The sequence below is a fragment of the Pseudomonas halotolerans genome (assembly GCF_039581215.1).
GTDB classification, from domain to species: domain Bacteria; phylum Pseudomonadota; class Gammaproteobacteria; order Pseudomonadales; family Pseudomonadaceae; genus Aquipseudomonas; species Aquipseudomonas tehranensis.
In genome coordinates, this window is record NZ_JBCNTJ010000022.1 from 47,664 (window position 1) to 60,142 (window position 12,479).

At 61.5% G+C, this 12,479-nt stretch carries 9 protein-coding genes; 8 read left to right on the top strand and 1 reads right to left on the bottom strand.

Annotated features, from left to right (window positions below; translation table 11 throughout):
* Positions 1-8: 8 nt before the first annotated feature.
* The 4 genes from AAIS01_RS23860 to accC all read left to right on the top strand — a co-directional run bounded on the left by AAIS01_RS23860 (position 9) and on the right by accC (position 4,586).
* Positions 9-1,955 carry a methyl-accepting chemotaxis protein gene (locus tag AAIS01_RS23860; RefSeq protein ID WP_343470984.1) on the top strand — a complete coding sequence of 649 codons (1,947 nt, stop codon included), beginning with the start codon at positions 9-11 and terminating at the stop codon, positions 1,953-1,955.
* Between the two features lie 286 nt (positions 1,956-2,241).
* Positions 2,242-2,694 (top strand): type II 3-dehydroquinate dehydratase, encoded by a 453-nt coding sequence (gene aroQ / locus AAIS01_RS23865; RefSeq protein WP_024781400.1) that lies wholly within the window; start codon positions 2,242-2,244, stop codon positions 2,692-2,694.
* Positions 2,695-2,742: 48 nt separating this feature from the next.
* Complete coding sequence (gene accB, locus AAIS01_RS23870) at positions 2,743-3,207, top strand: acetyl-CoA carboxylase biotin carboxyl carrier protein (protein ID WP_053118072.1); 465 nt, start codon at positions 2,743-2,745, stop codon at positions 3,205-3,207.
* 17 nt (positions 3,208-3,224) lie between these two features.
* Complete coding sequence (accC, locus tag AAIS01_RS23875) at positions 3,225-4,586, top strand: acetyl-CoA carboxylase biotin carboxylase subunit (RefSeq protein ID WP_092452197.1); 1,362 nt, start codon at positions 3,225-3,227, stop codon at positions 4,584-4,586.
* A gap of 76 nt (positions 4,587-4,662) precedes the next feature.
* On the opposite strand, the gene AAIS01_RS23880 is transcribed toward accC, so the two are convergent.
* A complete protein-coding gene (locus tag AAIS01_RS23880) occupies positions 4,663-8,625 on the bottom strand; it encodes a dermonecrotic toxin domain-containing protein (protein ID WP_343470985.1) in 3,963 nt (1,320 codons plus the stop codon).
* A gap of 192 nt (positions 8,626-8,817) precedes the next feature.
* Here AAIS01_RS23880 and prmA point away from each other — a divergent pair, with 192 nt between their 5' ends.
* The 4 genes from prmA (at position 8,818) to fis (ending at position 12,466) form a co-directional block, all read left to right on the top strand.
* Positions 8,818-9,696, top strand: coding sequence for a 50S ribosomal protein L11 methyltransferase (prmA, locus tag AAIS01_RS23885; protein WP_343470986.1), 879 nt, complete (start codon positions 8,818-8,820; stop codon positions 9,694-9,696).
* A gap of 30 nt (positions 9,697-9,726) precedes the next feature.
* On the top strand, positions 9,727-10,956 hold the full coding sequence (locus tag AAIS01_RS23890) for a DUF3426 domain-containing protein (RefSeq protein ID WP_343470987.1): 1,230 nt from the start codon (positions 9,727-9,729) through the stop codon (positions 10,954-10,956).
* 185 nt (positions 10,957-11,141) lie between these two features.
* Positions 11,142-12,149: a tRNA dihydrouridine synthase DusB gene (gene dusB / locus AAIS01_RS23895; protein ID WP_343470988.1), complete on the top strand. Its 1,008-nt coding sequence runs from the start codon at positions 11,142-11,144 to the stop codon at positions 12,147-12,149.
* Positions 12,146-12,466 (top strand): DNA-binding transcriptional regulator Fis, encoded by a 321-nt coding sequence (gene fis / locus AAIS01_RS23900; protein WP_025211617.1) that lies wholly within the window; start codon positions 12,146-12,148, stop codon positions 12,464-12,466. Before dusB ends, fis begins: the two co-directional genes overlap by 4 nt.
* Positions 12,467-12,479: the final 13 nt, after the last annotated feature.

Here is a 12,479-nt window from a genome sequence, read left to right on the forward strand (position 1 = left end):
GACCCCTGATGCGCCTGAAGCTGCTGACCAATCTCAATACCCTTCTTTTAGTTGCCGTGTGCCTGGCCCTGGGTGCCACGCTATGGTGGTCGCAGATCGCTCTGGAGCGCCCCTATCTACTTATGGAGCGCTACCTGGGCCTGTCGCGACAGTTCCAGGGTGAGGTGGCACGCAACATCGAGGATTATCTGGCCAGCGGCGACGCCTTGCGCCTCAGCGCAGCCACCCAGGCACTTGAGACCCTGCAAAAAGAGCTCGATCAATTTCCCCCCGAACTGACCCAAGCCCTGAGTCCAAGCCTGTCGAACCTCGATGGCTTCAGTAAGACCGAGTTGTTGGCCGCCGGCAAACTGGCCGGCGATCCACAGGCTTTGCTATTACAGGCCGAACGGGAATTGAGCGCGAGCCTGGACCAACTCGCCCAGTACGCCAATGGCGCCCCGGCTTATTTGCCCCCCTTGTTCACCGCATCCCAGCATCTGGGCCGGCTGTCCCTGGCACGGGACAAGCTGGTCAGCAGCGGACGCAGTGAATTGGCCGCCGATGTCGAGCGGGAACTGGAGAGCATCCGCACCCAGGCCGAACACCTCGACAGTCTGCCATTGCTGGGTGTGACAGCCAGCAACGAATCCGGCGGCGATGATTTCGCTGCGCTGATGGGCTTGCAAACCGAGGAGAAAACCGTCGCCGAGGATGCCGGCATCGCCCTCAAACGCGAACTCAACAGCCTGGTCGGCCGTTACCCCGCAGAGCTGGGACGCACCCGCGAACTGATCCAGAAACGCACCGAACTGAGCAGCGCCACGCACTTGAAAATCGCCGATGTGCATCAGGCGATCGATGCCATGGAGCCCGCGGTACGAGCCCAGCATGGACAAATCCAGGGAGAAGTCCGTTTGATCCAGGGTGTGATGATCGGCCTGATTCTGCTGATCGCCCTGCTCATCGACACCTTGCAACGGCGTCTGGCCCGAACCTTGACGCATCTGGCGCCAGCCCTGTCGACCTGGGCCGAAGGGGATTTCAGCCGTGACGTCCACGTGGGCGCCAGCAACCGTGAATTGAAAGACATCGAAGCGTCGCTTAATCGCCTGCGCGCTTATCTGGTGGACCTGGTGGGCACCATTCGCCTGAACGCCGAACAGGTCGCCGGCAGCAGCCGGGCACTGGCCGAACTGAGCGGCGAACTGCACAGCGGTGCCGAACACCAGGCCGGTGACACGGCGCTGATCCGTGACTCCCTCAGCGAGCTGGAAGCGACCATTCAGCAGGTGGCGGGTGACGCCAGCCAGGCCGCCGACGCCAGCCGCAGCGCTGGCCATGCCGTGGAACAGGGCCAGAAGGTCATCGGCCTGAGCCTCACCGGCCTGCATGCGCTGGTGGGCGAGGTGCAAGGCAACGCACAAATGATCGAACAACTGGCCGAGGAATCGGCCACCATCGGCGGCGTGCTGACGGTGATTCGCTCGATTGCCGATCAGACCAACCTGCTGGCCCTCAACGCCGCCATCGAAGCCGCTCGCGCCGGGGAAATGGGCCGGGGCTTCGCGGTGGTGGCCGAAGAAGTGCGCTCCCTGGCCCAACGCACGGCAGGCGCCACGGCCGAGATCCAGACACTGATCGCCCGCTTGCAACTGGCCGCGCGTCAGTCGGTGGACGGCATGCGCGCTCAGGTCGAACACGCCGAAGCCACCGCCAACCAGGCACAAGCGGCCGACGGCGCACTGGATAAAATCGTCGGGGCCATCCAGACCATTTCCGAAACCGCAGTGCGCATCGCCGACGTCACCGCCCAACAAAGCGGCGCCGTCAGCGAAATCCGCGATCACAGTGAGCGGATTCACCAATTGGGCGGGGACAACCTGATGCGCATCGGCCAGGGGCGGGAACAGGGCGACAATCTGCTGGTGCTCGGGGGACGGTTGCACACCGCCGTGCAGGCGTTCCGGGTTTAGCGCCACAAATCCATTGTGGGAGCAAGGCTTGCCCGCGATGCAGACACCTCGGTGTAACTGATAGACCAAGGCGATGTCATCGCGGGCAAGCCTTGCTCCCACAAGCTCCCACAAGGTCCCGTGCAGGCTTTCCGAACGCGGGTGACCGGATCAAGGAGCATGGTCACAAATTTCGCGCAAACATCGGTCATCGTGCTGGCTATTGCAGAGAACTGGACAGTCATAAAGGCTTTGCGGCATAGTCGCCGGGTTCTGACACCTGCTCACAGATAACAAGGAACAGCAGATGGCGACCCTATTGGTCCTGCACGGACCCAACCTGAACCTGCTGGGCACCCGTGAACCGGGCGTCTACGGAGCCGTGACACTGGCTCAGATCAACCAGGATCTGGAACAGCGGGCCCGCGCCGCCGGCCATCATTTGCTCTACCTGCAAAGCAACGCCGAATATGAATTGATCGATCGCATCCATGCCGCGCGTGGCGAAGGCGTGGACTTCATTTTGATCAATCCCGCAGCTTTTACGCACACAAGCGTCGCATTACGTGACGCGCTGCTGGCGGTGAGCATCCCATTCATCGAAGTGCATTTGTCCAACGTGCACAAACGCGAACCTTTCCGCCATCACTCCTACTTCTCCGATGTAGCGGTGGGAGTGATCTGCGGCCTTGGCGCCAGCGGTTACCGACTGGCCCTGGAGGCCGCCCTGGAACAGCTTGAAAAACAGGCAACAGCTTGAACAACAAGCGTTAAGCGCCCCTGACCGACCCTTGGGAGTTGATGATTCATGGATATCCGTAAAGTTAAGAAACTGATCGAATTGCTGGAAGAGTCCGGCATCGACGAGCTCGAGATCAAGGAAGGCGAAGAGTCCGTACGCATCAGCCGTCACAGCAAGACCCCGGCCCAGCAGTTCTACGCGCCGGCACCGATGCAGGCTCCAGCCGCCGCGCCTGCTCCGGCAGCAGCGCCCGTTGCCGCCGCCGCTCCAGCAGCACCTGCCGCGCCAACGCTCAACGGCACCGTTGCCCGTTCGCCCATGGTAGGCACGTTCTATCGCAAGTCTTCCCCGTCCTCGCCGTCCTTCGTTGAAGTCGGCCAGACCGTGAAGAAAGGCGACACCCTGTGCATCGTCGAAGCCATGAAGATGATGAACCACATCGAAGCTGAAACCAGCGGTGTGATCGAATCCATCCTCGTTGAAGACGGCCAGCCGGTTGAGTACGACCAACCGCTGTTCACCATCGTTTGAACCGCGGAGAGCTTTCGATGTTGAAACCTGCGAAGTTGGAAAAAGTCCTGATCGCCAACCGCGGTGAAATTGCCCTGCGGATTCTGCGTGCCTGCAAAGAGATGGGCATCAAGACCGTCGCCGTTTACTCCAAGGCCGACAAGGAACTGATGCACCTGGGCCTGGCGGACGAATCCGTCTGCATCGGTCCGGCGTCGGCTGCGCACTCCTACCTGCACATCCCGGCGATCATCGCCGCCGCTGAAGTGACCGGCGCCACCGCCATTCACCCTGGCTACGGTTTCCTGGCGGAAAACGCCGACTTCGCCGAACAGGTCGAAAACTCCGGTTTTGCCTTCATTGGTCCGAAAGCCGACACCATCCGCCTGATGGGCGACAAGGTGTCGGCCAAGCACGCCATGATCGCCGCCGGCGTTCCTACCGTTCCGGGTTCCGACGGCCCGCTGCCTGAAGACGAAGAAACCGCTCTGCGCATCGGTCGCGAAGTCGGTTATCCGGTGATCATCAAGGCCGCCGGTGGTGGCGGTGGTCGCGGCATGCGTGTAGTACACAAGGAAGAAGACCTGATTTCCTCGGCGAAACTGACCCGCTCCGAAGCGGGTGCAGCATTCGGCAACCCGATGGTCTACCTGGAAAAATTCCTGACCAACCCGCGTCACGTCGAAGTCCAGGTGCTGTCCGACGGCCAGGGCCAGGCCATCCACCTGGGCGACCGCGACTGCTCGCTGCAGCGTCGTCACCAGAAGGTTCTCGAAGAGGCGCCAGCACCGGGCATCGACGAGACGGCTCGCCAGGAAGTCCTGGCACGCTGCGTCAAGGCCTGCATCGACATCGGCTACCGCGGCGCTGGCACCTTCGAGTTCCTCTACGAGAACGGTCGTTTCTACTTCATCGAAATGAACACTCGTGTTCAGGTGGAGCACCCGGTTTCGGAAATGGTCACCGGTATCGACATCGTCAAGGAGATGCTCAGCATCGCCGCCGGCAACAAACTGTCGTTCACCCAGGATGACGTGGTGATCCGTGGCCACTCGCTGGAATGCCGGATCAACGCCGAAGACCCGAAAACCTTCATGCCAAGCCCAGGCACGGTCAAACATTTCCATGCACCGGGCGGCAATGGCGTTCGCGTCGACTCGCACCTGTACAGCGGGTATGCGGTTCCGCCGAACTACGACTCGTTGATCGGCAAGCTGATCACCTACGGCGCAACCCGTGACGAAGCCATGGCGCGCATGCGCAATGCGCTGGACGAAATCGTGGTAGACGGGATCAAAACCAACATCCCGCTGCACCGCGACCTGGTCCGTGACGAAGGCTTCTGCAAAGGCGGCGTCAACATCCATTACCTGGAACATAAACTGGGCAACCAGCATTGATGTTCAGGTGATGTAAAAGACCCCGGTCCAATGGCCGGGGTCTTTTTTTTCGCAGGTTTCAAGTCCCGCGGATCGATCAACTCAGCGCTATCGTTGAGAATGCCTGCGCTTCGATCTGCGCCGCCGTCGCCGGCCTGCCCTGCGGGTTGTGAACCGCCCCCTGGGAACCGGCTATCAGTGGGTCGCTGCGCAAGCGCTTCATGAACCCACGGGCCCGCACTGACACCGGATCGGAATTCTGCTTCGCCCTTGCCAGCACCGGGATGTAATAGCGCTCGACCTGGCCGCGTGAAGTCTTGAAGATCGAAGTGACACCACTGCGCAGGTCTAGCGCCACGCCGTAGGTATTGCCCAGGCAGGAAGAGTAGGACCAGTGATCCCAGGTGGGTTGCAGGCCTTGGCGCCTCATCACCGACCTGACCCGCCCACCAATGTCGGCCCCCGTCAGCCAATCCCCCCCCACCAGCGTGACGCGGATATCCCGGACAGATCCTCCCAGGCGCTGCGTCACGTCGCGGACACTGCGTTCGATAAGCGCACGAATATTGTGATCGAAATGAATCACCGCCCCCGCCTTGGTCGTCGGGTTGTACAACGACGCGATCACGCACGTTTGCGCATTCAGCGAGAACAGATAATTGTCCGCTACCGCCTCACTGAACCTCGCCACCAGGGCCTCGCCCTGCAACGCTCCTCTTGTCACATCCGGAAAGACATGCCCGGCAAACGCCTCTCGCAGATCCTTCACCCGCCCCAGGTAAAGCCGCTCATTGCCCCCTCCGCGTAAACCGACCGGGTTGCGCGTCCATTTGCCATTGGCCATTCGGCGTATGGGCAGCTTGTAGATCGCCGCGGGATAACGGGCATCCACCAGGCACAGGCCATCAAAGAAAGGATGTCTCTTGACCTGGTAGTACCTGCCATTACTGCGTATGTAATAGGCATTTCGCCGCTGCGATACGCTGGACGGGCTGAGATAAGTGCCCTGGAAAATGCCCTCGTCAGTCACCAGTTGCAGATTCTCCGGGTTTTTCCTGACCGCCTGTTTCGGCTTGAAGCGTATGGGCTGGACCGTCGGTCCGGCCTCTCTGGCCGCGACGGTCGTTGCACTGCGCAAGCGCTGGTCGGACAACGACATCAGCCTTATCGCACGCTTCAGACTGCTGGCCGACGGCCCCAATAACGGCACGATACTCCCTGCCCCAAGCACGCCGAACAACACCCCCCAGGAAGCCAGCAGCCACTGGCCAAGTGCGCCTTGCGTGTCGCCCTGCCCATGCGCCTCGACCGCCTGTTTTGCACTGACGGCGACGAAGGCGATGTCCAGCAGCAGGGCAAAAGGCGGGTAAACCATACACACCGGTGCAGAAGCGAATAGCAGCCCCTTGATGACCTGATGCCTGATCACCTCGGCGCGACTCGTGGTGGCGTCCTCCACATTGGCGACAGCCCGCTCGATGCTGGCATCGAACTCTGCCTGGATATCGACCACCCGGCTGAACTCGCGCAATGTATCGACACGAAGCGTTCCGGCCGCCAGCGCCAGCAATGCGCGCTTTACGGCGGTACGCGCCTGCAGTGCTACCCGCTCCAACACGTAGTCATGCAATCGTGCGGCGATGGCCCCGGAAAAATCCTGATACCGGCGAAACATGACACCGTCCGGAGCATCGGGCGTGTACAACCAATAGGCACCCTTCGGATCGAAAAAGGTGAAAACGTAAACCCCCAGGACAATATGACCGCCGACGGTGAAGCGGATCAGGCCATCGCGCTGCACGACGCTCTGCGGATACCCCTGTCGGGTCGCCGGCATTGGCTCACTCAGAAGGGTGACTTGTCGGGTGAGGCACCAGAACTCATGGTCACTGAGCAAGGCCATGCCCTTGGCTATGCGCAGGTCACGGTCCATCCTGGTCAGCAGCATGCTGCGGTACGCACGGCGGCGTTTCAGGTAATCCGGGTTGCTGGAATCCAGGAACCTGGCGCGAACCTGCGTCGCATAGTGCTCGCCCAAGTAAGCCCGACGGATATAGAGCGCCAGGTCGGCGCTGCCGATCTGTCCCAGGTCCTGCCCGACGGAAGAACGCACACCTTTTCTCGGGTGATCGATCCCCCAATTGTCGTCATACCCATATATGGCAAGATCCAGCAGACTGGCGACCTTCGTCTCGCCACCCGCCCCCGGGCGGTAATCGATGAGCACCGTGGCGGGGTCGACCGGCTCCAGCACGCCCCTGCTGCGCAGGTAAGGGGTAATCGCCTGCGTGACGGTACGCTTGGCGAAGTCGGCAAAAACTTCATAGCCGGACATCTGCTCATGAAACACCTGCTGGTGGACCAGAAGCTCCTGGCTCAGACTGCTGAGGGTTCGCCGCAATTCCAGCGGCATGGCGCTGTACCAGCGAGGCGACTCGTTCAGTTCAACCCGCGCCAGGTTGTTGGCCAGGCCCATCGCAACAGAATCCTCGAGGCAGGCTCGCAAGCCGGTCACCGTGCCCCGGGGGTCTTGGTTCAGATTCCATGCCGCCGGCTTGTCCGACACGCCGACAAAGTACTCCCGAGCCCGGCCTTGATCGCTTGGAGAAAGTTTCTGCAACAGGTACTCCCGCCCCGCATCGCTGGTGATCCAACCACCGGTCTCCGCGTTCACGGCGCGGAGTGAGGGCAACTCGATCCATTCCTGGCCGTCCGGTTTGCCGGGGGCGTACAGCACCAGGTCGCTGACCTCGCCCGGCCGATCTTCGCGGTAGAACAACAGGAGATCGGCACACTTCAACGCGTTTGGCAGGGCCACGTTAGCCACACGCAGATTGGACGACGCCTGGTGCTCCCACAGGGCTTTCAACGCCTCGTAGCGAGTCGGCGCCAGATGACCGGTGCAACGGGCGATAAATGCGCTTTGCTGCAGTCGCGCCATGAACCAATCGCCCATGGCGTCCTTCAGATCCGCGCGACTATACAGGCTGGAAAGTGCTTGCAAGTACCCGGCCGGGGCGTCCACCTCCGCCAACAACTGGCCGATGAATACCGGCGAAAGGGGCTGGTTACGCAACATCGCGCCATTTTCCACCAGGAACACCGACACGGCATCGGGCCTGACAGGACCAGCCGCAAGCAGCTCGCTCAGGGTGTAGGTCCGCGTCGGATGGCCCATGACAGCTCGCCACTGCAACTGCACACGAACAGTGTCCGGCTCGACCTCCATGTCCAATTCATGCCTTACATAGTCCCTGGCCAGGGACCTGGCGAACGCTTGCAGCGACCCCAGGCCGTCGAGCAGTTCGTCCAGCGATGCTTGCGCTTGCGTGGTCTGTTCCTCGAATGCCTGCATCAGCAAACGGTCAGGCTCGCTGAGCGTCTTGAGCCAATAAGGCAATTGCAAGCGCGCCACCGCGTCGAGGATCTCGCGCTCCCGAGGGGTAGCCAGGCGGGTCAATTCACCGGTCCGACGCCAGGCGTCCTGAAGTGTCTCGAGTTTTTCCCGTAGTTCATCGATGCTCAGGTCGACCCGTTGCGCGGGTTGGAAAATGGCCTCGATGGCGGCCATGTGAGCCTCGAGCTTTGCGCCGATCATCGCTTCGAGCGAGGCGTCGTGCCCGGCCATTCGCCAATGACGCCGCAGATAATCCTTGTAATGATCGATGATGGCCGCGGCTGTCCCGTCCACCGCCTGGATAACGACTTCCTGGCGCTCCACCGGAAAACCCGGGTCAACCGCCCCCTCCGACCAGCGATAAGGCGCGTCCTGCTCTTCATCGAAAACCAAGGGCGCCTTGTCGATCATTCGTTGCAGCACCGTGTCGAGCAGGGTGGCGATGAAGTATGGATCGATGTTGCCTTCGTAATGGTGAGTGCGCAGCTCCACCAGCAGATATTCTTCCAGCACTTGCAGCAAAGACATCTGGGTTTGCAACCGAGTGTCGATGGCAGCCTGCCAACGAATCAGTTTCCCCAGGATGGCCTGTGCAGTTAACTGCGGGGTAGCCACCGGCCCCGTACCGTTCACGTTGCTTTGCTGCTCGGCAGTGTTGTCCATCACATTCCCTCCCTGTTGTGTGGACCCGCACCTTATCCGCCCGGCAACACGTCAATGTCATACATATATATATGGAAACACCAACCTGCCGGCCCAAGACTCGCTTATCCACTTTGACCGCGACCTGGCGTACACTGCGCGCCTTTGCAGCCCTGCGCTGCCCCCCTGTAGATTTTTCCAAAGGTGCCCGCCATGCCTTGGCTGCAAGTACGTCTGGCCATCAGCCCGGAACAAGCCGAAACCTACGAAGACGCCTTTCTTGAAGTCGGCGCCGTATCGGTAACCTTCATGGACGCCGAAGACCAACCGATCTTCGAGCCGGAACTCAATACCACGCCGCTATGGTCCCACACTCACCTGCTGGCTCTTTTTGAAGGCGGCACCGAGCCGGCCAGTGTGCTGGCACATCTGGAGCTGCTGACCGGCAGCCCGTTGCCCGAGCATCACAGCGAAGTGATTGAAGACCAGGATTGGGAGCGCAGCTGGATGGATAACTTCCAGCCGATGCGCTTCGGTCAGCGCCTGTGGATCGTGCCGAGCTGGCATGCCGCGCCGCAGCCGGATGCGGTGAACCTACTGCTGGACCCGGGCCTGGCGTTCGGCACTGGCACGCACCCGACCACCGCGTTGTGCCTGGAATGGCTCGACGGCCAGGACCTCAAAGACTGCAATGTGCTCGACTTCGGCTGCGGCTCGGGGATCCTGGCCATTGCCGCGCTGCTGTTGGGCGCCAGGGAAGCGGTCGGCACCGACATCGACGTCCAGGCCCTGGAAGCCTCCCGCGACAACGCCGGGCGCAACAACATTGCCCCAGCGCTGTTCCCCCTGTACTTGCCGCAAGACCTGCCACCCGTCCAGGCCGATGTATTGGTGGCCAACATCCTGGCGGGTCCGCTGGTGTCCCTGGCGCCACAACTGTCGAGCCTGGTCAAGCCGGGCGGGCGCCTGGCGCTGTCGGGCATCCTGACCGAACAGGGCGAAGAAGTCGCCGCCGCGTATGCCGCAGACTTTGATCTGGACCCGATCGCCAATCGCGATGGCTGGGTGCGCATCACCGGACGTCGGCGCTAGAATGGGCGCCTGTATCCACCGGATTGCCGCATGACTGACAGTTTCGTCACCCAGTGCCCGCATTGCCACACCAGTTTTCGCGTCAGCCACACTCAATTGAGCGTGGCTCGCGGGGTGGTTCGTTGCGGCTCGTGCCTGCAAGTATTCAATGCCGCACGGCAATTGCTCGAACAGCATGCGGCCAAGGAAACCGTCACGCCCCTGGCGCCGCCGATCAAGACACCCGCCGCCGAATCCCCGCCCCGAGCGATCAGCCAAAAGCAATGGACTGCCGCCGAGCTGGACCTCGATGACCTGGACAAGGAACTGGCTCGTCTGGAACGGCGTGACAACAGGGCCCCGGATACTTTCGGCCGGCGTCGTGAAGACAATCTGAACGCGCAACGTGACCACCTCCCGAACGATCAGGAGCCTTGGTCCGACAGCCTGTACAGCGAATCTCCCAGCGAGCGCGACGAAACAGCCCTCCAGACCCCGGTCGAACCGTTCGCCCCCCATGAACCGGCCCGGCCGCCGCGCACCGAACCGTCCTTGTCCCTGACGCTGGAGCCGCTGGAACCGGACGACGAGCCGGTCACTCCACTGCGCCTGGAGCCGGATGACGAGCCCCACGAGCACCTGGAAAGCTTGTCTGCCAGCGACGATCACGACGAAGCACCGCTGCAACCGGTGCCGACCCGTAAGGCCCGCGAACGCCACGAACCCGGCATACGCGCCGAGGCCCTTCAGGACCTGGATGACGACCCACTGCAACTGGACTGGCGCAAACGCCGCTCGCCCTGGGGGCGACGCTTGCTGTGGAGCCTGTTGATACTGCTTGCCGCCGCGGCCCTGGCTGGCCAGTACATCGCCTACCACTTCGAAGAACTGGCCCGTCAGGACCAGTATCGCCCCTGGTTCCTGCAGATTTGCCCGACCATCGGCTGCGACGTACCGTCCAAGGTCGACATCGCCAAAATCAAAAGCAGTAACCTGGTGGTGCGCAGCCATCCGGAATTCAGCGGCGCCCTGGTGGTAGACGCGATCATCTACAACCGTGCGCCGTTCTCCCAGCCTTTTCCGCTGCTGGAGTTGCGTTTCGCCGACCTCAACGGACACCTGATCGCCAGTCGCCGCTTCAAACCCGGTGAATATCTGGGTGGCGATGTCGAAGGCCTCGGGGAAATGCCGCCACAGACGCCCATTCATATTGCCCTGGATATCCTGGACCCGGGACCGAAAGCGGTGAACTACAGCCTGAGCTTTCATTCACCAGAGTGATGCACACCCGGGCCGGGCGATTGGCGGCAGCTTTCTGACTCAGCGCACCCGAACCAAACCGCTGGCGATAACAAAATAGCTGTTCAGATTTTATCCAATTCGACCTTTATCCAGTCATCGAGAGCGGGTATCATGCCAACCCTTTTTCGAAGTCTCATGATCCGGCCCCACTTCAGGGAAGTCCTATGTCGGCGGTACGCATCGGCCCATATACATTACAGAACGGCCTGGTTCTCGCCCCTATGGCGGGCGTCACCGACCAGCCCTTTCGTCAGCTGTGCAAGCGACTGGGCGCCGGCCTTGTAGTCTCGGAAATGGTCAGCAGCGACATGAGTTTGTGGAACACCCGCAAATCGCGTCTGCGCATGATCCACGAAGGCGATCCCGAGCCCCGCTCGGTGCAGATCGCCGGTGGCGATGCCCAGATGCTGGCGCAGGCGGCCCGGGCCAATGTCGAGCTGGGCGCACAGATCATCGACATCAACATGGGCTGCCCGGCGAAGAAGGTCTGCAACAAGGCTGCAGGCTCGGCACTGTTGAAGGATGAAGCGCTGGTCACCGAGATCCTGCAGACGGTCGTCGCCGCGGTCGATGTGCCGGTGACCCTGAAGATCCGCACCGGGTGGGACCGGGAGAACAAGAACGGCCTGACGGTGGCGAAGATCGCCGAACAGGCAGGCATCACGGCGCTGGCGGTGCATGGCCGCACCCGTGCCGACCTGTACACCGGCGAGGCCGAGTACGACACCATTGCCGCGATCAAGCAGGCGGTGTCGATTCCGGTCTTTGCCAACGGCGATATCGACTCGCCCGAAAAGGCCCGGTACGTGCTGGACGCGACGGGTGCCGACGGGTTGTTGATCGGTCGGGCTGCCCAGGGGCGGCCATGGATTTTTCGTGAAATCGAACACTTCCTGCGCACCGGCGAAAAGCTCGCTGCGCCGCAACTGTCCGAGGTGGAACGTATTCTGCTAGAGCATCTGGCCGCGCTGCATGCCTTCTACGGAGAAGTCATGGGCGTACGCATCGCTCGCAAGCATGTGGGCTGGTATCTCGCAACCCTGCCGGGCGCCAGGGAGTTTCGCGCCCGTTTCAATCGTTTGGATGGTACGCAAGCACAATGCGCCGACGTTCAGGCGTTCTTCGCTGAGCGTTACAAGAGCCTGACAGGGGACGAAGGGGTGGCCGCATGACGATGATGACCGAGACTTTAGTGAGTGGAATAACACCCGTGAGCGACAACGTAAATTTGAAACAGCACCTCAATACGCCCAGCGAAGAAGGTCAGACCCTTCGCGGGAGTGTCGAGAAGGCGCTGCACAATTATTTCGCCCACCTTGAGGGCGCTGCCGTCACGGATGTGTACAACCTGGTGCTTTCGGAAGTCGAGGCACCTCTGCTCGAGAGCGTGATGAACTACGTCAAGGGCAACCAGACCAAGGCCAGTGAGCTGCTGGGCCTGAACCGCGGCACCCTGCGCAAGAAACTCAAGCAGTACGATCTGCTGTAAGCATTCAATCAAA